At 67.5% G+C, this 26128-nt stretch carries 25 protein-coding genes; 13 read left to right on the top strand and 12 right to left on the bottom strand.

The window, feature by feature from the left end:
• Positions 1 to 162: 162 nt before the first annotated feature.
• The 3 genes from ACTJI6_RS11270 to ACTJI6_RS11260 form a co-directional block, all read right to left on the bottom strand.
• Positions 163 to 1464 carry a PP2C family protein-serine/threonine phosphatase gene (locus tag ACTJI6_RS11270; RefSeq protein ID WP_440800757.1) on the bottom strand — a complete coding sequence of 434 codons (1302 nt, stop codon included), beginning with the start codon at positions 1462 to 1464 and terminating at the stop codon, positions 163 to 165.
• A 61-nt stretch (positions 1465 to 1525) separates the two neighbouring features.
• Complete coding sequence (ilvA, locus tag ACTJI6_RS11265) at positions 1526 to 2800, bottom strand: threonine ammonia-lyase IlvA (protein ID WP_440800754.1); 1275 nt, start codon at positions 2798 to 2800, stop codon at positions 1526 to 1528.
• Between the two features lie 40 nt (positions 2801 to 2840).
• On the bottom strand, positions 2841 to 3575 hold the full coding sequence (locus tag ACTJI6_RS11260) for a hypothetical protein (protein WP_440800751.1): 735 nt from the start codon (positions 3573 to 3575) through the stop codon (positions 2841 to 2843).
• A 103-nt stretch (positions 3576 to 3678) separates the two neighbouring features.
• Between ACTJI6_RS11260 and ACTJI6_RS11255 the strand changes: the two genes are divergently transcribed.
• From ACTJI6_RS11255 to ACTJI6_RS11245, 3 genes are all read left to right on the top strand, one after another.
• Entirely contained in the window at positions 3679 to 4905 is a 1227-nt protein-coding gene (locus ACTJI6_RS11255) for an argininosuccinate synthase (protein ID WP_440800749.1), read from the top strand.
• A 98-nt stretch (positions 4906 to 5003) separates the two neighbouring features.
• Positions 5004 to 5537, top strand: coding sequence for a molybdopterin adenylyltransferase (gene mog, locus ACTJI6_RS11250; RefSeq protein ID WP_440800747.1), 534 nt, complete (start codon positions 5004 to 5006; stop codon positions 5535 to 5537).
• A gap of 136 nt (positions 5538 to 5673) precedes the next feature.
• Positions 5674 to 6696 carry a ParA family protein gene (locus ACTJI6_RS11245; RefSeq protein ID WP_440800745.1) on the top strand — a complete coding sequence of 341 codons (1023 nt, stop codon included), beginning with the start codon at positions 5674 to 5676 and terminating at the stop codon, positions 6694 to 6696.
• Between the two features lie 62 nt (positions 6697 to 6758).
• On the opposite strand, the gene ACTJI6_RS11240 is transcribed toward ACTJI6_RS11245, so the two are convergent.
• Positions 6759 to 7478 (bottom strand): LrgB family protein, encoded by a 720-nt coding sequence (locus ACTJI6_RS11240; protein ID WP_440800743.1) that lies wholly within the window; start codon positions 7476 to 7478, stop codon positions 6759 to 6761.
• A complete protein-coding gene (locus ACTJI6_RS11235; RefSeq protein ID WP_440800741.1) occupies positions 7471 to 7851 on the bottom strand; it encodes a CidA/LrgA family protein in 381 nt (126 codons plus the stop codon). The genes ACTJI6_RS11240 and ACTJI6_RS11235 overlap by 8 nt, the downstream gene beginning before the upstream one ends.
• Before the next feature lie 129 nt (positions 7852 to 7980).
• Between ACTJI6_RS11235 and ACTJI6_RS11230 the strand changes: the two genes are divergently transcribed.
• The 4 genes from ACTJI6_RS11230 (at position 7981) to ACTJI6_RS11215 (ending at position 13933) form a co-directional block, all read left to right on the top strand.
• Complete coding sequence (locus tag ACTJI6_RS11230) at positions 7981 to 11433, top strand: chromosome segregation SMC family protein (protein ID WP_440800739.1); 3453 nt, start codon at positions 7981 to 7983, stop codon at positions 11431 to 11433.
• A 49-nt stretch (positions 11434 to 11482) separates the two neighbouring features.
• A complete protein-coding gene (locus ACTJI6_RS11225; RefSeq protein WP_126153311.1) occupies positions 11483 to 11938 on the top strand; it encodes a RidA family protein in 456 nt (151 codons plus the stop codon).
• Positions 11938 to 12687, top strand: coding sequence for a glycerophosphodiester phosphodiesterase family protein (locus tag ACTJI6_RS11220; protein WP_440800737.1), 750 nt, complete (start codon positions 11938 to 11940; stop codon positions 12685 to 12687). The genes ACTJI6_RS11225 and ACTJI6_RS11220 overlap by 1 nt, the downstream gene beginning before the upstream one ends.
• A 118-nt stretch (positions 12688 to 12805) precedes the next feature.
• Complete coding sequence (locus tag ACTJI6_RS11215) at positions 12806 to 13933, top strand: GNAT family N-acetyltransferase (protein WP_440800735.1); 1128 nt, start codon at positions 12806 to 12808, stop codon at positions 13931 to 13933.
• A 27-nt stretch (positions 13934 to 13960) separates the two neighbouring features.
• On the opposite strand, the gene ACTJI6_RS11210 is transcribed toward ACTJI6_RS11215, so the two are convergent.
• Positions 13961 to 14446, bottom strand: a complete 486-nt coding sequence (locus ACTJI6_RS11210; protein WP_440800733.1) for a peroxiredoxin — start codon at positions 14444 to 14446, stop codon at positions 13961 to 13963.
• A gap of 88 nt (positions 14447 to 14534) precedes the next feature.
• Between ACTJI6_RS11210 and ACTJI6_RS11205 the strand changes: the two genes are divergently transcribed.
• From ACTJI6_RS11205 to copM, 3 genes are all read left to right on the top strand, one after another.
• Positions 14535 to 15737, top strand: a complete 1203-nt coding sequence (locus tag ACTJI6_RS11205) for an NAD(P)/FAD-dependent oxidoreductase (RefSeq protein ID WP_440800730.1) — start codon at positions 14535 to 14537, stop codon at positions 15735 to 15737.
• 67 nt (positions 15738 to 15804) lie between these two features.
• Positions 15805 to 16404, top strand: coding sequence for a 16S rRNA (guanine(966)-N(2))-methyltransferase RsmD (gene rsmD, locus ACTJI6_RS11200; RefSeq protein WP_440800898.1), 600 nt, complete (start codon positions 15805 to 15807; stop codon positions 16402 to 16404).
• Positions 16405 to 16494: 90 nt separating this feature from the next.
• Positions 16495 to 16857, top strand: a complete 363-nt coding sequence (gene copM / locus ACTJI6_RS11195) for a CopM family metallochaperone (protein ID WP_440800728.1) — start codon at positions 16495 to 16497, stop codon at positions 16855 to 16857.
• Positions 16858 to 16870: 13 nt separating this feature from the next.
• Here copM and ACTJI6_RS11190 read toward each other — a convergent pair whose 3' ends face one another.
• Positions 16871 to 18043: a pyridoxal-phosphate-dependent aminotransferase family protein gene (locus ACTJI6_RS11190; protein ID WP_440800726.1), complete on the bottom strand. Its 1173-nt coding sequence runs from the start codon at positions 18041 to 18043 to the stop codon at positions 16871 to 16873.
• A gap of 232 nt (positions 18044 to 18275) precedes the next feature.
• On the opposite strand from ACTJI6_RS11190, the gene ACTJI6_RS11185 reads away from it, so the two are divergent.
• Entirely contained in the window at positions 18276 to 19943 is a 1668-nt protein-coding gene (locus ACTJI6_RS11185) for an ABC transporter ATP-binding protein (protein WP_440800896.1), read from the top strand.
• Positions 19940 to 20659, top strand: a complete 720-nt coding sequence (gene ygfZ, locus ACTJI6_RS11180) for a CAF17-like 4Fe-4S cluster assembly/insertion protein YgfZ (RefSeq protein ID WP_440800725.1) — start codon at positions 19940 to 19942, stop codon at positions 20657 to 20659. The genes ACTJI6_RS11185 and ygfZ overlap by 4 nt, the downstream gene beginning before the upstream one ends.
• Here ygfZ and ACTJI6_RS11175 read toward each other — a convergent pair.
• On the bottom strand, positions 20656 to 21216 hold the full coding sequence (locus tag ACTJI6_RS11175) for a hypothetical protein (RefSeq protein WP_440800723.1): 561 nt from the start codon (positions 21214 to 21216) through the stop codon (positions 20656 to 20658). The genes ygfZ and ACTJI6_RS11175 overlap by 4 nt on opposite strands.
• Positions 21217 to 21281: 65 nt before the next feature.
• The gene (gene efp, locus ACTJI6_RS11170; RefSeq protein ID WP_126153320.1) at positions 21282 to 21845 is read right to left on the bottom strand and encodes an elongation factor P; all 564 of its coding nucleotides are present in this window, start codon (positions 21843 to 21845) and stop codon (positions 21282 to 21284) included.
• Between the two features lie 350 nt (positions 21846 to 22195).
• Between efp and ACTJI6_RS11165 the strand changes: the two genes are divergently transcribed.
• Positions 22196 to 22522 (top strand): DUF6280 family protein, encoded by a 327-nt coding sequence (locus tag ACTJI6_RS11165; RefSeq protein WP_042251710.1) that lies wholly within the window; start codon positions 22196 to 22198, stop codon positions 22520 to 22522.
• Between the two features lie 64 nt (positions 22523 to 22586).
• Here ACTJI6_RS11165 and ACTJI6_RS11160 read toward each other — a convergent pair whose 3' ends face one another.
• From ACTJI6_RS11160 to ACTJI6_RS11150, 3 genes are all read right to left on the bottom strand, one after another.
• On the bottom strand, positions 22587 to 24611 hold the full coding sequence (locus tag ACTJI6_RS11160; protein WP_440800719.1) for a TonB-dependent receptor domain-containing protein: 2025 nt from the start codon (positions 24609 to 24611) through the stop codon (positions 22587 to 22589).
• A gap of 147 nt (positions 24612 to 24758) precedes the next feature.
• Entirely contained in the window at positions 24759 to 25709 is a 951-nt protein-coding gene (locus ACTJI6_RS11155; protein ID WP_126153408.1) for a 1-phosphofructokinase family hexose kinase, read from the bottom strand.
• Positions 25709 to 26116, bottom strand: a complete 408-nt coding sequence (locus ACTJI6_RS11150; RefSeq protein ID WP_126153321.1) for a metallopeptidase family protein — start codon at positions 26114 to 26116, stop codon at positions 25709 to 25711. Before ACTJI6_RS11150 ends, ACTJI6_RS11155 begins: the two co-directional genes overlap by 1 nt.
• Between the last annotated feature and the right edge of the window lie 12 nt (positions 26117 to 26128).

The following is a 26128-nucleotide window of genomic DNA, read 5'->3' as shown; positions in this document are numbered from 1 at the left end:
CAGCGGCGTTTGCCAATCGTCGTCCCCCTCGACCAAAGGAGCGGCTCCAAGCCGCGACAAGTCCAGGCTGGGGAAGCTCCTGCTCCTGGGCAGGTCTTTCCCGCAAAAGAACTTTCCCGCGAACAGGCCCCCGATGCACCTGTCCTCGGTGGGAAATCCGGGCTAGCGCAGGGGCATCGGCACCGTCTCGGCCGGGGCGAGATATTCGATCAGCACCGCGGACATGTCGTCCTGGCGTTCGCCCCGGCAATATTCCGACACCGACCAGGCCATGGATTCCAGGAACACATGGCCCCCCAGGAAGGCGTTGGTGCGCAGGATCGCCTCGACCCCGTCGTCGCCCAGCAGGCGGCCACCGGGGTTCGTCGCCTCGGTGATGCCGTCCGAACAGATCAGCAGCCGGTCGCCCGGCTCCAGGATCACGTCGATCTCGTCGAAGATCGGGTTTTCGAAGACGCCGACGGGCATCCCGCCATTGCCCAGCGGCAGGACGGTGCCGTCGGCGCGTTGCAGCACCGGGTGGGGATGGCCAGCCTGGACCATGCGCAGCCTGCCCGTCGTGTGATCGAGATCGGCATAGATCATCGTGTAATAGGTATCGGTCGCCATCTCCTCCAGCATCATGTTGTTGAAAAAATGCGCGAGCGCAGCCGGGCTGACGGCGTCGGTCCCGGTCTGGGCCGCGCGCAGCGCCACGTTCTGATCGGCCGATCCCGACAGATGCACCGACAGTTGCGCAGTCAGCAGCGCCGCAGTCACCCCGTGGCCCGACACGTCCAGCGCATAGATCCCCACCCGTTCCGGACCGATCGGAAAGAACCCCACCAGGTCGCCGCCGATATGGCCCGCCGGGCGCAGCAGCAGCGACAGCTGGATCTGCCCGAAGCGCCCCGACCGCTGCTTGACCAAGCCCTGTTGCAGCTTGCGTGCCTCGGTCAGGTCGCGGTCGATGGCGGCCTGGGTGTCGCGCAGCTTGTCCAGCGCGGAACGAAGCTGGGCATTGCTGGCGCGCAGATCCTCCTCGACCCGCAGGATGCGTTCTCCGGCGGCCAGACGGGCCAGCAGTTCCTGTTGCGCGACCGGCTTGGCCAGGAAATCGTCGGCCCCCGCTTCCAGCCCGCGGGCGATATCCTGGTGATCCTGGGCCGAGGTGAGCAGCACGAAATAGCCATAGTTGCGCCGTTCCCCGGCCCGGAAGGCCCGGCACAGATCCAGTCCCGATTCCAGCCCGTCCTGCCCCGGAAACGACCAGTCGGACAGGATCATGTCGGGTTCGCTGCGCTGGCACAGGCGCAGCGCATCGGCGACCGAGGCGGCCTCCATCACCTCGTAACGGGCGCGGCGAAGCTGAATCGCGAAGATGCGCCGCTGCGCGGAGCTGGCGCTGACGATCAGCACCCGCCGCATCAACCGGGCGCCCGAGGGTGGGGCAGCGGACGGGATCTGGTGATTCGGGCGTTTCATGACCAAGGTGATAACCCCTTGGCGGTAAAGGCCCCGTTAAGCGCGGATCGTCTCGGGCGGGTCAGACCAGCAGTTCGGCCAGGATCTCGTCGTTGGTGATGTCGCGATAGACGAAGCCCGCATGATCCAGCCGCGCCTTGAGCGTGGTCAGGTTCTGCGGCGCCGAGGTCTCGATGCCGATCAGGATCGACCCGAAGTTGCGCGCCGATTTCTTGAGATATTCGAACCGCGCCACGTCGTCTTCGGGGCCAAGCAATTCCAGGAAATCACGCAAGGCGCCGGGCCGCTGCGGCAGCCGCAGGACGAAATATTTCTTCACGCCCGCAAAGCGTTGCGCGCGTTCCTTGACCTCGGGCAGGCGCTCGAAGTCGAAATTGCCGCCCGAACAGACGCAGACCACCCGCTTGCCCGTCAGGTCGCCCAGATCGCCCAGCACGTCGATGGCCAGCGCGCCCGCAGGTTCCAGCACCACGCCTTCGGTGTTCAGCATCTCCAGCATGGTGATGCAGATCCGGTCCTCGGGCGCCAGATGCACGTCCTGCGGGCTGAACCGGCGCAGCGCCTCGAATGGCAGGGCGCCGATGCGGGCCACGGCCGCGCCATCGACGAAATTGTCCACGGCGGGCAGCGCGACCGGCGCGCCCTGTTGCAGCGCCGCCTGCAGGCTGGCCCCGCCCAGGGGTTCGGCAAAGGCGAAACGCGTGTCGGGCGCCCTCTCGGCGAAATAGCGCGTCATCCCGGCCGACAGCCCGCCGCCGCCCACCGGCAGCACCACCAGATCGGGCGCGCCGCCCAACTGCTCCAAGATTTCCAGGCCGACGGTCGCCTGGCCCTCGATCACATCGGCCGAATCGAAGGGCGCCAGGAACTGCGCGTCCTGTTCGGCGGCAAAGGCCTGGGACGCGGCCAGCGTCTGGTCGAAATAGTCGCCGGTCAGCACGATCTCGACCGCGTCGCCGCCGAAGACCTTGGTCTTGTCGATCTTCTGGCGGGGGGTCGTCACCGGCATGAAGATCGTGCCCCTGGCCCCGAAATGGCGGCAGGCATAGGCCACGCCCTGCGCATGGTTGCCCGCGCTGGCGCAGACGAAATGCGCGTTCCCCGCGGCCCCCGCCGTCACCCGCTTGCGCATGGCGTTGAACGCGCCGCGCAGCTTGTAGCTGCGGACCGGGGTCAGATCCTCGCGCTTGAGCCAGATGTCCCCGCCGTATCGGGCCGACAGATGGTCGTTGCGCTGCAAGGGCGTCGGTTCGAACAGGTCGCGGATGGCGGTTTCGGCGTTGCGGACCAGATCGGCGAAAGAGGGGGCGGCGAGGGTGGGGGCAGTGTTTTCCATGCGCTTGCGCATGACGCCAAACGGGCGGTTTGGCAAGGGTTCAGCGCAGGGGGCGACCCTCGACATAGTGGCCCCAGAGGGTGGTCACAACGGATAGGCCGATAAAGGTGGACAGCCAGTAAGCGATCGCCGACAAGATCACGACCAGGGATGTTGGCAGGCCGATGGCTAGGAACATATCGAGCATGGCTTCGATCACTTCATAGCTGACAAGCCCCATGATCGTCAGCAGCACGATTGTCCCTGCCGCCGGTTTGAGCGCGCTCCAAGCAGCACCGATAGGGCGGTGCGCCCCGACAGCCGCCCCAGGCAGGGCCGTGCCCAAGACCAAAGTTAAGGCGTAAAGCAGAACGGACAGCACAAGGATGGCGATGAACGTCAGGGCAGGAATGCCGCCCTGGTGCACTGCGTAGAGGACACCGATGGTTACAAGCATCGCCGGAATCATGAGGATAACGGTAAGCACCATCGTTCCGACATAACGCCAGAAGGCCGCGCGCGAGGGCGGGGCAAGAAGATTCTTGGATTCGTCAAGCAGGACGAAACGATGCCAGCGCACGGCGAGCCAAGCCATCAGCAGGACAAGAATCAAAAAGACCGTGAAGAGGAAGCCGCCGACAGAGCCGTCTTGTCTGTGTGCAAATGCACCAATGACGAAGAGCCCAAGCCCGGCCGCAAGACCAACCATCAAAGGCAGAACCGACATCACCAACGCCTGCCGGAAATTCCCGAAGACCTGCCGCAGCGCATGCGCCAGAATACGAAATGCCTGCATCAAATGCCCCTCATCAACAACACCGTTCTATCCCGCCTCCGGCCCTTGTGACAACGCGCCAACTGCCTTATTGCCCCGGAAACTTTGCCGAAGGGTTAACCGCATGTCTGACGCGCCGAAAAAAGTCGTCCTTGCCTATTCGGGCGGGCTGGACACCTCGATCATCCTCAAGTGGCTGCAAACCGAATACGGCTGCGAGGTCATCACCTTCACCGCCGACCTGGGCCAGGGCGAGGAACTGGAACCCGCGCGCCAGAAGGCCGAACTGCTTGGAATCGCGCCGGAAAACATCCACATCGAAGACCTGCGCGAGGAGTTCGTGCGCGACTTCGTGTTCCCCATGTTCCGCGCCAACGCGGTCTATGAGGGGCTGTATCTGCTGGGCACATCCATCGCGCGGCCGCTGATCTCCAAGCGGCTGGTGGAACTGGCGCACCAGCACGGCGCCGACGCGGTGGCCCATGGCGCGACCGGCAAGGGCAACGACCAGGTGCGGTTCGAGCTGTCGGCCTATGCGCTGGATCCCTCGATCAAGGTGATCGCGCCCTGGCGGCTGTGGGATCTGACCAGCCGCACGAAGCTGATCGAATTCGCCGAGCAGAACCAGATCCCCATCGCCAAGGACAAGCGCGGCGAGGCGCCGTTCAGCGTGGACGCGAACCTGCTGCACACCTCAAGCGAGGGGAAGGCGCTGGAAAACCCCGCCGAGGCGGCGCCCGATTACGTCTATCAGCGCACCGTGAACCCCGAGGACGCGCCCGATACGCCGGAATTCGTGGAAATCACCTTCGAGCGCGGCGATGCGGTGGCGATCGACGGCCAGGCGCTGTCGCCCGCCACGATCCTGACCCGCCTGAACGAGCTTGGCGGCAAGCACGGCATCGGGCGGCTGGACTTCGTGGAAAACCGCTTCGTCGGCATGAAGTCGCGCGGCATCTATGAAACGCCGGGCGGGACGATCCTGCTGGAGGCCCATCGCGGGATCGAACAGATCACGCTGGACAGCGGGTCCGGGCACCTCAAGGACAGCCTGATGCCGCGCTATGCCGAACTGATCTACAACGGCTTCTGGTTCAGCCCGGAACGCGAGATGCTGCAAGCCCTGATCGACAAGTCGCAGGAACATGTCAGCGGCACGGTGCGGTTGAAGCTCTACAAGGGCCTTGCCACCTGCGTCGGCCGCTGGTCGGACCAGTCGCTCTATTCCGAGGCGCATGTGACGTTCGAGGACGACGCCGGCGCCTATGACCAGAAGGACGCGGCGGGCTTCATCAAGCTGAACGCGCTGCGGCTGAAGCTGGTCGCGAACCGGAACGCGCGGGCGAAGTAACAGCCCCTGTCTGGACCGAAGGCCGCGGCATCCCCCGCGGCCTTTTCTTTTGCCCGGACCTGTCCCACAGTGGCGGCGACCAGCGAAAGGCCCGCGCCATGACAGACCGACCCGCCCGCATCGCCATCGTCACCGTTTCGGACCGCGCCGCGCGCGGCGAATACGAGGACAAGGGCGGCCCCGGCGCCGAGGCCTGGCTGCGCGCCGTGGTGACCTCGCCCATGGAGATCACCCGCACCATCATCCCCGACGGCCGCGAAGGCGTAGCCGCGACCCTGCGCGAACTGGTCGAGGGGGGCGCCGACCTGATCCTGGTGACCGGCGGCACCGGCCCCGCGCCGCGCGATCAGACCCCCGAGGCGGTGGCCGACGTGGCCGAAAAGGAACTGCCCGGCTTCGGCGAGGAAATGCGCCGCGCCTCGCTGGCCGAGGTGCCGACCGCGATCCTGTCGCGGCAAACGGCGGTGATCCGGGACGCGACGCTGATCATCACGCTGCCGGGGAAGCCAGGGGCGATTGCGACGTGTTTGAATGCGGTGTTCGCGGCGGTGCCGTATTGTCTGGACCTGATCGGGGCAGTGAGGATCGAGACGGATGCAGGGAAGGTGAGGGCGTTTAGGCCAAACACGTAGGAGAATTTTCTCCACTTTCTTACTACGCAAACGCAAGCTGCCAGTCTGTCCATTTTTGACGCTTGCGTGTCCAAAATGGACGTGATAAAGTCCCTTTTTGACACTTGATGTCGATGGCTCACGTTGGAACTTGAAGATGACAAAAAAATATGCCTTCTGGAATAACAAGGGTGGGACTGGCAAAACTAGTTTGGCCTTCCAATCTATAACGCTTTATGCTGAAAAACATCCAAAAGAGCGGATCCTTGCAATTGATGTTTGCCCACAGGCCAATTTATCTGAGTTAATGCTTGGAGGTCTTAACAATAAAGGAAGTGATAAGCTTCTTGCGCAGCAAGGACTAGTTCCTAGGTGTAGCATCGGAGGATATTTCCAACTTCGGTTGCCGTCGCCTTATACTGTGCCTGTTTTTTCTCCTTCAGATTTTATTACTCATCCTAACTCTCATAATGGAGCTATTCCTACCAACATTGATCTGGTGTGTGGCGATCCGCTCCTTGAGCTTCAAGCCAATGCCGTTAACACTCTTGCTAATAACCAGATCCCTGGCTCAAACCCTTGGATTGAAGTAATCGACTGGCTACAAGACTTCATTTCGCCGATTGAAAGTGAATATGATGTCATATTTTTTGATTGCAATCCCAGTTTTTCACTTTACACACAAATAGCACTAGCCGCAGCGGATTTGTTGGTTTTGCCTGTTATGGCAGATGATTCCTCTCGGCGAGCCATTCAAAACGCATTCTCTTTGGTTTATGGATTAAAGCTTCCCTCGGATATTTATCTAGCCTTTGCTTTTGCAACTAGGCTAAAAGATGCTGGACGAAAGCTTCCAAAAGTTCATCTCATAATGAAGAATCGCCTGACGCAATATATGGGAGCTGCATCAGCTTACGCGGCAGTACTAATAGCAATTGAGAAAGATGTAAAAGGCTTACTGAAGACAAATCCTGAAATATTCAACTTTACTTCCATATCAAAAGGTTTTGTTGAAATGCGTGATTTTGGAACAACGGGCGTGGTTGCATTTGCAAAAGGACAGCCTATGTCGCGGGTTAGAGTTGGTAAGCAGACGGTCAATGGTCATCGTGTTCAAGTCAAAAAAGAATATTTAGACAACGCCAATTCTGCTCTTGATGAGGCAGTGGCAAGGCTGTAGTTAGATTTTTGCAGGTGGTGCATGTGTCACATGCACCACCTGCAAAATGCGATAGCGAAATATCATCCCCCCAGCCACCCCACCACCACCGGCGCGATCACCGCCGTCAGAACCGCGTTCAACCCCATCCCGATCCCTGAGAACGCCCCCGCCGTCTCGTTCACCTGGAACGCCCTCGCGGTCCCGATCCCATGCGCGGCGACCCCCACGGCAAAGCCTCGCGCCCGCCAGTCCCGCACCCGCAGCGCGTTCAGCAGCGGCGTCACCACCACAGCCCCGAAAATCCCCGTCAGCAGCACCAGCGCCGCCGTGAGCGTGGGCTGGCCTCCGATCCGTTCGGCGATGCCGATGGCCACGGGCGCGGTGGTCGATTTCGGCGCCAGCGACGCCAGCACCGGACCCCCGATTCCGAACCCCCGCGCGATCAGCAGGGCGGACACCATCGCCACCCCGGACCCGACACACAGCCCCGCCAGCATCGGCCACAAGGCGCGGCGGACGCGGGGCAGGTTGTCGTACAAGGGCAGCGCCAGGCAGACCGTCGCGGGGCCGAGCATGAAATGGACGAACTGCGCGCCCTCGAAATAAGTCGCGTAATCGGTGCCCGTCACCCCCAGCAGCGCCGCCAGCAGGATCACCGCGATCAGCACCGGGTTGGCCCAGCTTTGCCGCCCCGCCGCGCGGAACAGCGCGTCGCCGATCACATAGGCCGCCAACGTCGCGGTCAACCACAGAAGCGGCCCTTCGGCCAGATAGGACCAGATCAGCAGCGGATCAGCCATCGCCGTCCCCCTTGACCCCCGAGGGATCGACCGAGCCGGTCCAGCGCGCCACCGCCTGGAAGGCCAGCGCCCCGGCCGCGATGGCCAGCACCGTCGATCCCAGGATCGCCAGCGCCAGCCCGATGCCGTGTTCGCGCAGCACCGGCAGATGCGCCACGACGCCGACGCCCGCCGGAACGAAGAACAGCGACAGATGCGACAGCAGCCCCTGCGCGGTGGGCCGCAGCCGGTCGGCCAGGGACGGGCGCAGCACGCAGGCCGCGACCAGCAGGCACAGGCCCACCACGGGGCCGGGCAGCGGCAGGTCCAGGGCGCGGGACAGGGCCTCTCCGGCAAGCTGGAAGGCCAGAATCAGGGACAGGGCGGCGATCATGGGCCGATCCTAGCCGAAATCGGCCCGCCAGCTATACGCATCTTGTGGAAACTGTATCGCCCCGCGCCAGATATAGTTGACTCGGGCGCCTGCAATAGGACAATCCCCGGCGGAACGAAAGGAACCCGCTTGCGCTTCGACCGGCTGCGACTGAACGGCTTCAAAAGCTTCGTAGACCCGACCGACCTGGTCATCCGCGAGGGGCTGACCGGCGTGGTCGGCCCGAACGGCTGCGGCAAGTCCAACCTGCTCGAGGCGCTCCGCTGGGTCATGGGCGAGAACCGCCCCACCGCCATGCGCGGCGAGGGGATGGAGGACGTGATCTTCGCCGGAACCTCGCGCCGGTCGGCCCGCGCCCATGCCGAGGTGGTGCTGACCGTCGACAACCGCGCCCGGCTGGCGCCCGCCGGGTTCAACGACGAGGACAGCTTCGACATCGTGCGCCGGATCACGCGGGACGCGGGGTCGGCCTACAAGATCGCGGGCAAGGACGTGCGGGCGCGCGACGTGCAGATGCTGTTCGCGGATGCCTCGACAGGGGCGCACAGCCCGGCCTTGGTGCGGCAGGGGCAGATCAGCGAATTGATCAGCGCCAAGCCGCGGTCGCGCCGCCGGATCCTGGAGGAAGCGGCAGGGATCAGCGGGCTTTACCAGCGGCGCCACGAGGCCGAACTGAAGCTGAACGGGGCCGAGGCTAACCTGACGCGGGTGGACGACACGCTGGACCAGTTGTCCACCCAGGCCGCCAGCCTGGCCCGGCAGGCCCGTGCCGCCGCGCGATACCGCGAGATCGGCGCGGCGCTGCGGGCGGCCGAGGGCGCGCTGCTCTATCGCCGCTGGTCCGAGGCCGAGGCCGCGCGGCTGGCCGCCGCCGAGGCGCTGGCAGCGGCGATCCGCGAGGCGGGCGCCGCCGAGGCCGCGTCGCGCGAGGCAGCGGCCCGGCGGGAAGCCACGGATGCCGCGTTGCCCGACCTGCGCGAGGAAGAACAGGTCGCCGCCGCCATCCTGTCGCGCCTCGTCGTCGAACGCGAGGCCCTGGACGAGGCTGACGCTCGTGCCGCCCAGGCCATCGCCGGGCTGCAAGCCCGTACTGCCCAGCTTGCCCGTGACATCGAGCGAGAGGAATCGCTGAATCGCGACGCGGGCGAGGTCGTGGAACGGTTGGCCTGGGAGCGGGCCGAACTGGACAAGGCCGGGCAAGGCCATGACGCGCGCCTGGACGCCGCCGCCCATGCCGCGGACGAGGCCGCCGAGGCGCTGCGAGAGATCGAGGCGCGGCTGGCGGAGCTGACGGACGAGGCTGCGCGCCTTGCCGCGCGGCACCAGTCGGCGGAACGGTTGGTCGCGGATTTGCGCGCCATGCTGGACCGATCCGACCGCGCCGCCGCCGAGGCGCAGGCCCTTGCCGACCGCGCCGCCGAGGCCGGGGCGGCCGCCCAACAGGCGCTTGCCGGGGCCGAACAGGCGCAGGACGCCGCCGCCGCCCGCGCCGAGGCTGCCGAGGACGCGCTTGCCGGGGCCGAAGCCGCGCGGGCCGAGGCCGAAGCCGTGGAAGCCGCCGCCCGTATCGCCCGGGCCGAAGCCGAGGGCGAAGCCAGCGCCTTGGCCGCCGAGATGGCCGCCTTGCGCAAGCTGGTGGAACGCGGCGGTTCCGGGGGCAGGGCGGTCCTGGATCAGGTGACGGTCGCCAAGGGCCACGAGGTGGCCTTCGGCGCGGCCTTTGGCGACGACCTGCGGGCGGGCCTTGCGGCGGATGGCGAAAGCGGCTGGCACCTGCTGGCCGGTTGGGACGATCCGCAGCCCTTGCCGGATGGCGCGGCGCCGCTGTCTCCGCATGTCGCCGGGCCGGCCGCCTTGGCGCGCAGGCTGTCTCAGGTGGGGCTGGTCGGCGACGCAGCGACGGGCGCGGCGATGCAGTCCGGCTTGCGGCCCGGTCAGCGTCTGGTGACGCCTGCGGGCGATCTGTTCCGCTGGGACGGAATGCGGGTGATGGCGGGCGAGGCGTCCTCGGCCGCCGCGCTGCATCTGCAACAGGTGAACCGGCTGGCGGAACTGGCAGATCAGGCCGCGGGCGCCGAGGCTCGGTCCGCCCACGCCATCGAACGGCACGAGGATGCCCGTGCGGCCCTGGCCGAGGCGACCGTCGTCGAGAAATCCGCCCGCGACGCCCGCCGCGATGCCGAACGGCAGTTGTCCGACGCCGCGCGCGCCCTGACGCGGGCGGAATCCGACCTTTCCATGGCCCGCAGCCGGGCCGAGGCTGCGGCGGCGGAACTGGCGCGGCACCGCGCCGATGCGGGCGATGCGCGGGGGCGGCTGGCGCAGGCCGAGGCCGCCCTGGCCGACCTGCCCGACCGGGGCGATGCGGCCATGGCCCTGGAACACGCTCGCACCGGGGTCGAGGCCGCGCGGATCGCCACCATGGCCCGCCGCGCCGCCCTGGACGAATTGAAGCGCGAGGCCAATGCGCGGACCAAGCGCCTGCAAGAGATCGCCAAGGAGGAATCCGGCTGGACCCTGCGGCTGCAACAGGCAGGCACCCGCGCGTCCGAACTGATCGCGCGGCGCGATGCCGCGATGGCCGAACTGGCCGATGCCGAGGCCCAGCCCGCGCTGTTGGCCGAACGCCGCGCCAGCCTGCGGAACCGCGACGACGATGCGCAGGCCCGTCTGTCCGCCGCCCGCGACGCGTTGTCGGTGGCCGAGGACGCGGCCCGCGCCGCCGCCCATGCCGAGCGCGAGGCCGAGCGGCTGGCCTCCGAGGCGCGTGAGGCCCGCGCCATGCGCGAGGCCCGCACCGAGGCGGCCCGCGACGCCGAGGCCGCCGCCCGGATCCGCATCCTGGAAGAGGCGGAGACCACGCCGCAGATGCTGCTGGCTTCGTTGGGGCAGGCCGCGACCGAAACCGCCGCCGCCGTGCTGGAGGATCAGATCGCTCGGTTGCGCACACAGCGCGACGGTTTGGGCGCCGTCAACCTGCGCGCCGACGACGACAAGCGGGAGCTTGAGGCCGAACGCGACCGCCTGGCGGCCGAGAAGGCCGATCTGGAAGAAGCGATCCGCAAGCTGCGCGCGGGCATCGGCAGCCTGAACCGGGAAGGCCGCGAACGGCTGCTGGCGGCCTTCGACACGGTGAACGCGAATTTCACCACCCTGTTCACCACCCTGTTCGGCGGCGGCGAGGCGCGGCTGGTGCTGGTCGAATCCGACGATCCGCTGGACGCGGGGCTGGAGATCCTGTGCCAGCCGCCGGGCAAGAAGCTGTCCACCCTGTCGCTGCTGTCGGGGGGCGAACAGACCCTGACCGCCATGGCGCTGATCTTTGCCGTCTTCCTGGCCAATCCCGCGCCGATCTGCGTTCTGGACGAGGTCGACGCGCCTCTTGACGACGCCAATGTCAGCCGCTTCTGCGACCTGCTGGACGAGATGACGCGCCGCACCGACACGCGTTTCCTGATCATCACCCACCATGCCGTCACGATGTCGCGGATGGACCGGCTGTTCGGCGTCACCATGGTCGAACAGGGCGTCAGCCAGCTTGTCAGCGTGGATCTGAAACGCGCCGAGGCTCTGGTCGCGTGACCGGGGGCGGGTTAGGGTGCGCCGCGAATCCGCAAGCAAGGAGACCGCGATGAGCATCGAAGCCACCCTGGCCCAGAAGGGCATCACCCTTCCCGCAGCGCCTGCGCCCGCCGCGAACTATGTGCCCTTCGTGCAGTCTGGCAACCTGATCTTCGTCTCGGGCCAGATCAGCCAGGACGACAATGGGCTGATCAAGGGCCGCCTGGGCGACGGCATGTCGGTCGAGGACGGCGCCGCCGCCGCGCGCCGCTGCGGGCTGTCGCTGATCGCGCAGCTGAAGGCCGCCATAGGTGATCTGGACCGGGTGCGCCGGGTGGTGAAGCTGACCGGCTTCGTGAACTCGACCCCCGACTTCACCGACCAGCCCAAGGTCGTCAACGGCTGCTCGGACCTGATGGTCGAGGTGTTCGGCGATGCCGGCCGCCACGCCCGCGCCGCCGTATCCGCCCCCGCTCTGCCCCTGGGCGTCGCGGTCGAGATCGAAGCCATCTTCGAGATCGCCTGATGGCGTTGCCCGCCGCCTTCCTGACCCGGCCGATCGCCCATCGTGGCCTGCACGGCCCCGGCATTCCCGAAAACAGCCTGGCCGCCGCCCAGGCCGCTGTCGACGCGGGCTATGCGATCGAACTGGACATCCAGCCCGCCGGGGCAGAGGCGGTGGTGTTTCACGACTATGACCTGCGCCGCCTGACGGGGCGGGACGGGTTCATTTCGGCGCTTGACCAGGCATCGCTGGCCGGGCTGCGCCTGCTGGGCGGCGACCAGCCGGTCCCGACCCTGCGGCAGTTCCTGGATCTGGTCGCGGGCCGGGTGCCCCTGCTGATCGAGATCAAGGACCAGGACATGCGCCTGGGTCCGCAGATCGGAGATCTGCACCGGCGGGTGGCGCAGGAGGTGCAGGGCTATGACGGTCCCGTCGCGGTCATGTCCTTCAACCCGCATGTGGTCGAGGCCTTCCACCGGATCTCTCCCGACATTCCGGTCGGCCTGACCACCTGCGGCTTTGACCCGGACGACTGGCCGGGCGTCGCCCCGGACACCCTGCGCCGCATGGCCGATATCGACGATTTCGACCGCAGCGGCGCCTGCTTCATTTCCCATGACAAGGCCGATCTTGCCAATCCGCGCGTCGATGCGCTGAAGGCGCAGGGCGTGCCGATCCTGTCCTGGACCATCCGCAGTGCCGAGGAGGAGGCCTCGGCCCGCCAGGTGGCGCAGAATATTACTTTCGAAGGCTATCGCCCGACGGGTTGACCGGGGGACTTCACGTCCCCCGGACCCCCTGTGGGATATTTGGACAAAGGTGAAAAACCTGCGCGATTGTGAGGGGGCGGCGGCTGACAAATCTGACCCAAGCCCCTAGCTTCCGGGCATGAGCGCGCTGACCCTGTCCACCCATTCCTCCATCGCCGCGATTCCCGCTGACACCTGGGACGGGCTGGGCGACGGCAACCCCTTCACCACGCACCGCTTCCTGCGGGCGTTGGAAGACTCCGGTTCGGTCGGGCGGGGAACGGGCTGGCAGCCCCTGCATGTGACGCTGGAGGAGGACGGCCAGGTGGTCGCCGCCGCGCCGCTTTACGCCAAGTCGCACAGCCAGGGCGAATACATCTTCGACCACGCCTGGGCCGAGGCCTATATGCGCGCGGGCGGCAGCTATTATCCGAAATTGCAGGCCGCCGTGCCCTTTACCCCCGTGACCGGCGCCCGGCTGCTGGCGCGCGACCCCGCCATGCGGCAATCGCTGCTGGCCGGGATGACGCGGCTGGCCGAACGCGGCGGGGCGTCCGGCGTCCATGTCACCTTCTGCACCGAGGCCGAGGCGCAGGCGGGGGGCGAGATCGGCTTTCTGCCCCGCGTCACCCAGCAGTTCCACTGGCTGAACCGGGGCTATGGAAGCTATGACGACTTCCTGAGTGCGCTGTCCTCGCGCAAGCGCAAGGATCTGCGCAAGGAACGCGCCCGCGCGCAGGCCTTCGGCGGCACCATCGGGCACCTGACCGGGGATGACCTGAAGCCGCATCACTGGGACGCCTTCTGGGCCTTCTATCAGGACACCGGCAGCCGCAAATGGGGACGACCCTATCTGACGCGGGCCTTTTTCGATTGCCTTCACCAGACCATGCGCGACGATATCCTGCTGGTTCTGGCCGAACGCGACGGACAGCCGGTCGCCGGGGCGCTGAACTTTCTGGGGCCGGACGCGATCTATGGCCGCTATTGGGGCTGCGTCGAGGACCACCCCTTCCTGCATTTCGAACTGTGCTATCACCAGGCCATCGACATGGCCATCGCGCGCGGCCTGTCGCGGGTCGAGGCCGGGGCGCAGGGCGAACACAAGCTGGCGCGGGGGTACGAGCCCATCGCCACCCATTCGCTGCACTGGGTCGCCGACGAAGGGTTCCTACGCGCCCTGGCCGATTACCTGGTCCGCGAACGCGGCGCGATGGGCGCCGAGATCGAGGCCCTGGCAGATTTCACGCCGTTCCGGAAGGGCTAACCGGCAGTCGCCCGCCGGTCGCCAGGCTCAGACTTTTTCCAGCAGCGCCTCGCCCGCGCTGACGCTGCACTGGCCGGGGCTGTCCTCGATCTCGATCACCTCGAAGACGCCGTCCTTCAGCAGGGCGGCGAACCGCTTGCAGCGGCCGAAAAGCCCGGCCGGAGGCGCGTCGAAGTCCAGGCCCAGGGCCTTGGTCAGGCTGCCGTCGGCATCGGCCAGAACCTCGATCCCCGCCTTGTCGGCGCCGGTGGACTTGGCCCAGGCATCGGCCACGAAGGGGTCGTTCACGGTCAGGCAGACGATCCGGCCGACGCCCTTGTCGCGGAACGCGTCGGCGCTGCGCACGAAGCTGGGCATATGCGCGTTGGTGCAGGTTCCGGTGAAGGCGCCCGGCACGCCGAACAGCGCGACGCGGCCTTGGGACAGATCGGCGGTATCCACGGCCTCGGGGCCATTGGCGCCGACGCGCAGCAGCTTGCCCGCAGGCAGCTTGTCTCCGACGGTGATGGTCATGTTGTCCTCCTGAATTGCAACGGATTCGCGGCGACTATAGGGTGCGGTCCCAGGACAGGCCAGCAGGCCGCAAGGGGCAGGGACGGCCATGAGGATCGTGATCGTGGGGGCAGGGCAGGCGGCGGCGTCCATGGCGGCGCGGCTGCGGGCCAAGGGGCATGACGGCGAGATCGTGGTGATCGGTGCCGAACCCGCCGCCCCCTATCAGCGCCCGCCGCTGTCCAAGGCCTATCTGCTGGGGCAGATGGGGCTGGATCGGCTGGTGCTTCGGGGGGACGACTGGTGGCGGGATCAGCGCATCGCCCTGCGGCTTGGCGAAACCGCGCGGGCCATCGACGCCGCGCGGCGGGTGGTGGCGACCGACCAGGGCGAAGTGGCCTATGACGCCTTGGCCCTGACGACAGGCGCCCATGCCCGCCGCCTGCCCGCCGTCATGGGGGGCGATCTGCCCGGCGTCCATGTGATCCGCTCCCTGGCCGATGTGGACGCCCTGGCCCCACAGATGCGGTCCGGTCGCCGCCTGATCGTCGTCGGCGGCGGCTATATCGGGCTGGAGGCCGCGGCCGTCGCCCGCAAGCTGGATCTGTCCGTCACGCTGATCGAGGCCGCGCCCCGCATTCTGGGCCGAGTCGCGGCGGCGGAAACGGCGGACATGATCCGCGCCCTGCACCGGGCGCATGGGGTGCGGATCCTGGAAGGCACCGGCATTTCCCGCATCACCGGCAGCGATCGGGCGACCGGCGTCGCGCTGACCGATGGGCGCGAATTGCCCGCCGACCTGATCGTCACCGGCATCGGCGTGCTGCCGGAAACGGATCTGGCGCAGACCGCCGGGCTGGTACTGGACAACGGCATCGCCACCGATGCGCTTGGCCGAACCTCGGACCCGGCGATCTGGGCGGCAGGCGATTGCGCCAGCTTTCCCTGGCAGGGTGGCCGCCTGCGGCTGGAAAGCGTCGGCAATGCCATCGACATGGCCGAGGCGGTGGCCGACAACATCTTGGGCGCGCACACGCCCTATCAGCCCAAGCCCTGGTTCTGGTCCGACCAGTTCGACGCCAAGTTGCAGATCGCCGGTCTGGGCACCGGCCATGACCGGATCTTCACGCGGCCGGGCGACGGCCAGCATGGCGGTTCCGTCTGGTATTTCCGCGACGGCCGCCTGATCGCCGTCGATGCGCTGAACGACGCCCGTGCCTACATGATCGGCAAGCGCCTGATCGAGTCGGGCCGCAGCCCCGCCCCCGACGCCATCGCCACGGCGACCGACCTCAAGGCCCTGCTCGCATGAGCCATCTTCTGTGCCTAAATATCCTCGGGGGGTCAGGGGGGCGAAGCGCCCCCTGCCGAAGCGCCCCCTGCCATCGCGGGACGCAAGCATGAGGATCGTCGGCGGCAGCCTGCGCGGCCTCAAGCTGGCCGAGATGGGCGCGGGCGACGCTGCCGCCCATCTGCGCCCCACCACCGACCGGGTGCGGGAATCGATCTTCAACCTGCTGGTCAACGGCACTCATGGCAACCCGGTCCTAGGCGCGCGGTCGCTGGATCTGTTCGCGGGCACCGGCGCCCTGGGGCTGGAGGCGCTGTCGCGCGGTGCCGCCCACGCCACCTTCGTCGACGACGGCGCCAAGGCGCAGGCGTTGATCCGCAGCAATGTCGCCAAGGCGCGCATGGAGGGCGCGGCCACGCTGCTGCGGCAGGACGCGGCGCGGCTGGGGGCCAACCGCGATGCCCCCTTCGATCTGGTCTTCCTGGATCCGCCCTATGCGCAGCGGCTTGGGGAACGCGCCATCACCTCGGCCCTGGCCGGCGGCTGGCTGGCCCCCGGCGCTGTGGTAGTGTGGGAGGAAAGCCGCCCGCCCCTGATCCCTGCGCCGCTGGTTCAGATCGACCAGCGGCGCTATGGCGACACGCTGGTGACGCTGGCCCGCCTGGCAACGGCACAGGCTGGGACATAGGGTCGCGGTGCCGGGGAAGTGAAGGCCGCCCGCTTCCGTCCCGCCGCGATTTGCGCCAGCCTGCGCGGGCACATCGCGAAGGAGGTTTCTATGACCGCATCCATCCGCCGGGGCCTTGGCCTGTCCCCGATCCTGTTCGCTCTGGCCTGGGGCGCCCATGCCCAGGACGACCACGCCGGCCACGCCGCGCAGGACGGCGCCGCGGCCGCCTATCAATCAGCGATGGAAAAGATGCACAGCGACATGCCGATGGATTCGACCGGCGACGCCGATGTCGATTTCGTGCGCGGCATGATCCCGCATCACCAGGGCGCCATCGACATGGCCAGGGTGGTGCTGGAACACGGCGACGACCCCGAAATCCGCAAGCTGGCCGAAGAGGTCATCACCGCGCAGGAAGCCGAAATCCAGATGATGCAGGACTGGCTGAAGGAACACGGGCAGGCGGAATAGGGGAACCGCCCCCTTACGCCGGTTCCGCCAGCACCCGCGCGGCGGCGTCGAGGCCGCCCGGACCGTGCGGGATGTCAAGCGCCGCCATGCCCGCCTGCATCGCGCCAAGCGCGGCCAGGATCATCCCGGCATTGGCGTGGCCCATATGCGCCACCCGCAGGGCGTTTTCCGGCTGCTCGGCGCCCAGGCCGATGCCCAGCGTCACCCCGCAATGCGCCGCCGTCCAGGCGCGCAGGGCATCCGCCCCCGGCACGACCATCGCCGTGACGGAGGAAGCGCGCGCCATCGGATCCTCGACCGACAGCCGGATGCCCGTGCCGCCCTCGCCCCAGGCGTCCACGGCGGCCCAGACGGCGCGGGCCAGGGCCGCGTGGCGCGCCCAGACGGCGAACAGCCCTTCCTCGTCCAGGATCATCCGCAGCGCCTCGTCCAGGGCGAAGATCTGCTGGACCGGGGGCGTTCCGCCCCAGAACCGCCACAGCGCCTCGGCCCCGGCGCGGGCGTGCCAGTCCCAATAGGGGGTCGTCAGGCCGGTGCGCCCGCGCGCGGCGGCCTTGTCGGAATACCACACGAAGCAGGTGCCGGGCGGGCACATCAGGCCCTTCTGGCTGGCCGAGATCAGCACGTCGACCCCCCAGTCGTCCATCATCATCGGCGCGCAGCCCAGCGACGCGATGGCGTCCACCACCAGCAGGGCCGGGTGATCGCCCATGGCGTCGCGCAGCGCCGGAATGTCGGCCATCACGCCGGTCGCCGTGTCGATCTGGCAGACCATCACCGCCTTGATGGCGCCCGCCGTGTCCCGCGCCAGCCGGTCCGCCAGCCGGTCGGGATCGGCGGGCAGGCTGCCGAAGTCCAGCCGTTCCACCGCCACGCCCATCTGGTCCATCTGCTGGCCCCAGGACCGCCCGAAATGCCCCGAGCTCAGCACCAGGGCCTGGTCGCCGGGGTTGAACAGGTTGGCGCCCGCGGCCTCCCATGCGGCATGGCCGTTGCCGATATAGGGGGCCAGATGCCCCTGGGTGCCCGCCAGCCGCTTCAGCTGCGTCATCACGGCCAGGTTCAGATCCGCCAGGTCGTCGCCATAGATGTCGGGCGAGGCGCGATGGGCGGCGCGCAGCACCCGGTCCGGCACGGGCGAGGGGCCGGGAATGGCGATCACGGGGCGACCAGCGGCAAGGCTCATGGCGTTCATCTGTCCTTCACATCCTGCAAAATCGCTAGTCCCCGCGCGGGCGAAGGTCAACGCCTCTTGCCGCCTTCGCCTTGCCGCCATGGTCCGGGTCGCGCTAAGGCTGGCACCGTCCCCGGAACGAAAGGCGCCCCCGCCCGTGACAGCATCCCCGACCCCGCATCCCAGCGCCACCCGCCTGCTGCGCCGGTTCTGGGCCGACTATCTGCGCATCCATCGCGGCCCGATGATCGGAGCCTTCCTGCTGATGACGGCAGAGGGGTCTACGCTGGCGCTGATCTCGTGGATGCTGAAGCCGCTGTTCGACCGGGTTTTCGTGGGCCGCGAGGAGGGCGCGATCTGGTGGGTCGGCGGGGCGATCATGGCGATCTTCCTGCTGCGCGCGGTGACGCTGATCGCCAGCCGGTCGCTGCTGTCGCGCATCTCGCTGGGGATTTCGACCACCATGCAGGGCGACCTGCTGGCGCATATCATGACCCTGGACGGGCGGTTCTTCCAGGCCAACCCCCCCGGCGCGATGATCGAGCGGATCCAGGGCGACACCATCGCCGTCCAAGGCGTCTGGGCGACGCTGATCACAAGCGCCACACGGGACGCGATCTCTCTGGTGATGCTGTTCGCGGTGGCGGTCAGCATCGACCCGGCTTGGACGGTGGCCGCGCTGATCGGGGCGCCGATCCTGATTCTGCCCGCCGCGATGGTGCAGCGCTATATCCGCCGCAAGGTGCGCCAGAACCGCGCCAATGCCAGCGCCCGCGCCACCCGCCTGGACGAGGTGATGCACGGCATCGCATCCATCAAGCTGAACCGGGCCGAGGCCGACCAGACCCGCCGCTTCGCCGAGATCGTGGCCCGCATCCGCCAGGCCGAGGTCAAGGTCGCCGCGATGGGCAGCCTGGTCCCCGCCCTGACCGACATCGTGACCGGCATCGGCTTCGTCGCCGTCCTCGCCCTGGGCGGGCGCGAGGTGATGGAGGGCCAGCGCAGCATCGGCGACTTCATGTCCTTCTTCACCGCGCTTGCCCTGGCTTTCCAGCCGATGCGCAGGCTGGGCGGGCTGGCGGGCACCTGGCAGACCGCCGCCGCCAGCCTGGAACGGATCTATCAGGTGCTGGACACCCGTCCGCGCATCCTGTCGGGACCGCGCGTCCAGCCGCCTGCCGATACCGGGATCCGGTTCCAGGACGTGTGGCTGTCCTATGACGACAAGCCGGTCCTTCGCGGCTTGGACTTCACCGCCGAGGCGGGCCGGACCACCGCACTTGTCGGGCCGTCGGGGGCGGGCAAGTCCACGGTTTTCAACCTGCTGACCCGGATGGTCGATCCCGACCGGGGCGGCGTGACGCTGGGCGGCGTTCCGGTGCAGGAATTCGATCTGGGGGTGCTGCGCGACCAGTTCTCGACCGTGGCGCAGGATTCGGCGCTGTTCGACGAAACGCTGCGCGACAATATCCTGATGGGGCGGCCCGGCGCGGACGATGCGGCGCTGCTGCGCGCAATGGAGGCGGCCCATGTCAGCGATTTCGTCGCCGCCCTGCCGGGCGGGCTGGACAGCCGCGCCGGGCCGCGCGGGTCGGCCCTGTCGGGCGGGCAGCGCCAGCGGATCGCCATAGCCCGCGCCATCCTGCGCGATGCACCCGTGCTGCTGCTGGACGAGGCGACGAGCGCGCTGGACACCGCCAGCGAACGGCTGGTCCAGAACGCGCTGGAAACCCTGTCGCAGGGTCGGACCACGCTGGTCATCGCGCACCGGCTGTCGACCATCCGCAATGCCGACAAGATCGTCGTGATCGAACAGGGCAGGGTTGTCGAACAGGGCAGCCATGACCAGTTGATCGCCCAGGGCGGCGCCTATGCCCGCCTTGTCGCGCTGCAATTCGGAGAACGCCAATGACCCGCCAGATCATCCGCATCACCGGAGAGGACCGCGTCCCCTTCCTGCAAGGACTGGTCAGCAACGATGTGGCCCGCGCGCCCTGCTGGGCCGCGCTGCTGACGCCGCAGGGCAAGTACCTGGCCGATTTCCTGATCGTGCCGGATGGCGACGCGCTGCTGATCGACGTGGACGCCCGGCTGGCCGACGACCTGATGCGGCGGCTTTCGATGTACAAGCTGCGATCTCGCGTGACGCTGGAGGCGACCGGCATGACCGTCGCGCGCGGCACCGGCCCGGCCCCGGACGGCGCGATCCCCGATCCCCGGCATCCGGCGCTCGGCTGGCGGCTGTATGGCGGGACGGGCGACGACGGCACCGATTTCGACGCCATCCGGGTCCAGCATGCGATCCCGGAAACCTTGGTCGAACTGATCCCGAACGAGACCTTCATCCTGGAAGCCGGGTTCGAGCGCCTGCACGGCGTCGATTTCCGCAAGGGCTGCTATGTCGGGCAAGAGGTGACGGCCCGCATGAAGCACAAGACCGAGCTGCGCAAGGGCCTGACGCGCCTGCGGATCGAGGGTTCGGCGCCGGTCGGCACGCCCATCGCGGCGGACGGGCGCGAGGTGGGCACCCTGTTCACCCAGTCGGGCGGTCACGCCCTGGCGCATGTGCGGTTCGATCGCCTCGGCCCCGGCATGCAGGCGGGCGCGGCGCGGCTGTTCCCGGATTAGCGCAGTGTGCGGATCGGGTCGCCCAGGGCGATCTCTCCGTCCCGTTCGATCGAACACAGGATGCCGCGCAGGCGCAGGTCGGGATGGCCGGGGGCCACGATCCAGTCCTTGGCGGGCTTGCCATAGCGGACCTTCCACTTCACGCAGCCGTCGTTGAACACGTCCGACACGCGCAGGACCGCCGTTCCCGCCTGCAACAGGCTGCCCACCGGCAGGTTTTCCAGCGACATGTCAAGGTCGCAGACGATGGTGTCGCCGGGATGGGGCGTGTTCCGGCGGTCCAGCCAGACCGCGTCCATCACCCGGCGCGGCAGGATCGAGACCTGGATGCGCGGGTCGGGCGATCCGTCCGCCAGCTTCAGCCAGGGCATCGTCAGCCAGCGTTCGCCGGGCACGCCCTGGGCGCGGGTCAGGGTCAGGCGGTCGGGAAAGGTCCGTTGGTTGACGCCGGGACGGAAGCACAGCCATTCCACCCGCGCGCCGTCCTTGGGGGCGGCCAGGACATGGGGCAGGGCGCGGGCCAGATCCTCGGCCGTGGCGTGGGCGGCAGTCGTCATCGGCGGTTCGTCCCGGACAGGAAAACGCCCCGGACAGGCCGGGGCGCCAAGGGCGGCAGCGGGTGTCAGGCCCGTTCGCTGTATTCGAAGACCTCGGTGTTGACGACGATCTTCTCGCCCTCGCCCACGAAGGGCGGGATCATGATGCGCACGCCGTTGTCCAGGATCGCGGGCTTGTAGCTGTTGGCGGCGGTCTGGCCCTTCACCACAGGCTCGGTTTCCGAGACGGTGCAGGTGACCTTCTGCGGGATCGACACCGACAGCGCCTCGTCGCCGTAATATTCGATGGTGGCGGTCATGCCGTCCTGCAGGAAGGGGCGGCGATCACCCAGCAGGTCGGCGTCCAGTTCGGTCTGCTCGAAGGTCTCGCTGTCCATGAAGACCAGCTTGCCGTCGGATTCATACAGGAACTGCTGGTCCTTCTGTTCCAGCCGGACCTGTTCCACCTTGTCCTCGGACCGGAAGCGTTCGTTCAGCTTGCGGCCGTCGCGCAGGTTCTTCAGTTCGACCTGGGCGAAGGCGCCGCCCTTGCCGGGCTTGACATGGCTGACCTTCACGGCGGCCCACAGGCCGCCGTCATGCTCCAGCACATTGCCGGGGCGGATTTCGTTGCCGTTGATCTTGGGCATGGAAAACTCTTTGAGGTTCGGGAAATTCCCGCCGTTCGTCGTTGAACGGCGCTGTGCGGCCCCTATATCGGTACCTTCGGAAGGAGGCAACCAAAACGGTTTTGCGGTGTTGTCAAGGCACAGACCTGGGCGGAACGGTGCCAATCGCAAGCTGCAAAGCCAGATTTCACCTGATTTTTACACGACATGCATTATGTGCATGGGTGATATGCGGTCAGGGGAATATCGAATCGGCGTCGTTCCGCGCTAAGCAGCGGCACCGTCAGAGAAACGGAAACAAGAATGATGGGTCGGCATGATGCCCCCCACGCAGCTGCTTACTGTTGCAGCCTTGAATATGGACGAATGGTATGCGCGATTTTGTCGACGGATCGGCTTTCAATTTTGAGCAGGGCCAGCGGGCCCGCAAGCTTTTTGCCGCGGTTGTGTTGGCGGCGCTTGATGATGCTATTGCAGACGACAAGAAATATGGCAACGGACCGGAACAGATCGCCCGCTGGGCGCGGTCGCGCGACGGGCGCGAGGTTCTGTCCTGTGCTGGCATCGACCCGAACGAACGTGTCGTGAAGGGGCTGATGGAATTCGTTTCCAAGGGCGTGCGAACCTCGGTCGCGCTGTCGCGCGAGGAAAGCGAACGCCGCATGGCCGCCGAGGCCGAGGAAGCCGAAGCCGCCTGACGGCGCCGCCCATGCCGTGAAAAAGCCGCCCACCGGGCGGCTTTTCCGTTGTCGGAGGGGGCGTTCAGAAGCTTTTGGCCAGCGTCAGCTTGATGTTGCGGCCGGGCGCCTTCCGGGTCGCCAGCCAGGGCCGATAGTCCTTGTCGAACACGTTCTCGATCCCCACGCGCAGTTCGGCGCCTTCCAGCACGCCGGTCTGGGGCCGATAGGTGGCGCGCAGGTTGTGGATCGTGTGGCCCGCTGCTTCTTCGGTGGGGGCGTTCACCCGGTCCATCCGGGCCGCGGCAACGGCTTCCCAGCTGAGATCCAGTTCATCGGTCACATGCTGACCCAGAGTCAGGCGCAGCCGGTCGGCGGGCGCATAGTCCCAGTATTCCGAGGCGCCGGCGGTTGCCCTTGCGTCGCCTTCGGTCCAGGTCGCGTTGAGATCGACGTACAGGCCGCTGGCCATGCTGTAGGCGGTCTCGACCTCCAGCCCCTTCATCTCGACTTCGCCGATGCCGGAATAAGAGGTCACGTCCCAGACATCGGTCTGAAACAGATTGGCCTTCAGCGCCAGCCGGTCGCCGCCGCCCAGCAGATCCCGGCCGTCATAGGACGCGCCCAGTTCCCAGGTCCGCGCTTTCTGCGGCTGCTTCATGTACGGCGCATTGTTGAAATCGTCCAGGATCGGCAGGTTTTCGGTATAGGCCGCGCTGCCGAACACCGCGAAACCGTTGCCGAAGGCATAGCGCAGCGACAGCCCGCCCATCACCGCGTCGTTGTCGAAGTCGGTCTGGGGGTTGGACGCCGTGTTCGCCCCGCCGTCGCGCGTCAGATCCTGCGATTCATAGCGAAGCGCGGGCGAGACGGTCAGCCCGCCCGCCGTGATGTCGTCGACCGCGAAGACCGCCCAGCGGCGATCCGTGCCGCCGGGGGCCGACGAGGCCTCGGCGCGGGTCTTGCGGACCACCTCGAACCCGGTGCGCAGATCGTGGGAAAAGGCGCCGGTCCGGAAGGCGGCGGTGTTCTTGACGGTCAGCTTGGTCGTCTTGTAGCGGTGATCGGCATCGGCCAGCCCCCGCACGCTGCCCGCGAACATCGGCCAGGCGGGCGTCCCCTCCATCGACGAACTGCCGGGAATGTAGCTGCTGTCGATCTGCTGGTCGGCATGGCTGAGATTCGCCGTCACATGGATCAGCGGGTTGTCGGGATCGTATTCATATTCCAGGATCGCCGTCCGCGTGTCGATGTCGCGGTCGACCCGGCCGAAGGTGCTGTCGGACACCGCGAACTGGTCATAGGGCACGTCCCGTTCGGCCATCTTCGTGTCGTTCCACGACAGGGTGACAGAATGGTCGCGCGCCGCGCCGAAGCTGTATTTCCCCTTGACCAGAACCGAGGGCAGGTCGAACGGCTCGGCCCCGATGGGATCGCCTGCGCCGTCGTCCTGCGCGTCCTGCTTGCGGCGCACGTACTGGGCCAGGAATTCCAGATCCTCGGTCGGCTGCCAGGCCAGGATCGAGGACGAGGTGATGCCGTCGCCGTTCGTGGTGAATTCAAAGGTCTGGCGCCCGGCCCAGCCGATCCGGCCGCCGGTGAAATCGGACGCGTCCTTGGTGCGCAGCCGCACCAGGCCGCCGACCACGCCGGATCCGTATTCGAAGCTGCCGACGGTGCCGCGCTGCACCTCGACCTCTTTATACAGGGCGGGATCGGTATAAAGCTGGGTGCCGATGCGATACAGTTCCTCGGACCCCTGGGTGGCGCCGTCGACCTGGATCAGCACCATCTGGTCGGTGCCATAGGTGCCGGTCGCGCCGAAGCCGCGGATGTTGATGCCCGACCCGCCGGGCGTGTTGCCGTTCATCAGCGTGACGCCGGGCACCGAATCGATCAGTTCGGCGATGGTCCCGGCCTGGCGGTCGTCGATTTCCCGCTGGTCGATGGCGGTGACGGGCGTGGCGGTGTCGGTCGCCACGTCGCGTTTGCTGTGCAGGGTGATGCTATCCAGCACCACCGGGGCGGCGGCATCCTGCGCCAGAACGGCGGTCGGAAACGCGAAAGCTGCGCCGCACATCAGCGCGGCGATTGGGGAAGGGCGTCGCAAGGCAAGCTCCTGTTCAGAAAGGGGTCAGGGGCTTGCGGAATGCTGGCACGAGCCATGGATCATAGGGCCAAAGGCCGGGCTGCGAAAGCACGGCAGGCCGATCCGGCGCCGCCTGTTGGCCGAAAAGCCACAGACAACCGGGCGTTGTCAAAGCCGCGTGATGATCCGTTCCGCATAGAAGCGGTCCACATCGGCGGCGTGGCACAGTTCGGTGGCGGGCGTCATGACCGCCGCCGACGCGGCCGCCGCGCCCAGGGCCAGGGCCTCGGGGACCGGCCAGTCCCGCGCCATGGCCAGCACGAAGCCCGCCACGAAGCTGTCGCCCGCGCCGACCGCGCTGACCACCTTGACCCGCGCCGCCGCCGCGTGCCAGGCGCCGTCCGGGCCGGCGATGACCGATCCGTCGGCCCCGCGCGCCACGATCACCGACCGCGCCGCGCCATCCTTGACCAGCCCCGCCGCGAAGCCCGCGCTGTCCTCGCGCGAGGGGAGGGGGCGGCCCGCCAGATCCTCGGCCTCGTGGCTGTCCATGCGCAGCACGTCGACGGGGGTCGAGGATCCCGCCAGCACCCGCAACGCCTCGCCCGAGGTGTCGACCAGCAGTTTCGCGCCGCTGTTCTTCAGCCGGACGGTCAGCATCTGTTCAAACCCAGCAGGCACGCCGGGCGGGTTGGATCCCGACACCACCACCCAGCCGCCCGCGCGCGCGGCCTCGGCGATCGCCTGGGTCATGTCGGCGACATGGGCCTTGTGCCATTCCGGGCCGGGTAGGACGAAGCGGTATTGCCCGCCGGTCGCGCGGTCGGTGACGGCCAGCGATTGCCGCGTCTCGCCCGGCGCGGTCAGGCGGACCAGCGACAGCCCGTCCGCTTTCAGCATGTCGGCGATGCGCGAGCCGGTCGCCCCGCCCAGGGCGACCATCGCCGTGGATTGCCCGCCCATATGCTTGATCGCGCGGCTGACATTGATGCCGCCGCCGCCCGGATCGACCACCGGCTTGTCGCAGCGCAGCTTCAGTTCGGGGCGCACCTCGTCCGCCGCCGTGGACAGATCCAGGGCCGGGTTCAGCGTGACCGTCAGGATCGGTGCCTGCGGCATCATTCCCACCACCGATCGATGCTGGCGATGTCGTCGTCCGACCAGCCGAAGTGATGCGCCATCTCGTGCGTGACGACATGGCCGACCAGTTCGGCCAGGGTGACATTGCCGCGCGCCGCCCATTCGTCCAGCAGCGGGCGGCGGTACAGCCAGATGATATCGGGCTGGCCTGGCTGGTCGGAAACCGATTTTTCCGTCACGGGAACGCCGTCATAGATGCCGGTCAGTTCGAACGGATCGTCGATCTGCAATTCGTCCAGCACATCCTCGGGCGCGAATTCGGCCACGCGGATGGCGATGTCCTGGGCATGGGTCGCGAATTCCGGGGGCAGGGCAGCCATGGCGTCGCGCGCCATCGCCTCGATCCGGGCCGCATCGGGGGCGGTCAGGTTGTTCCAGTCGGTCATCCGCGTCTCCTG

Source organism: Paracoccus sp. 22332, from assembly GCF_052045125.1.
In the GTDB taxonomy this organism is placed as follows: domain Bacteria; phylum Pseudomonadota; class Alphaproteobacteria; order Rhodobacterales; family Rhodobacteraceae; genus Paracoccus; species Paracoccus haematequi_A.
This window is presented reverse-complemented; position numbering and strand designations above follow the sequence as displayed.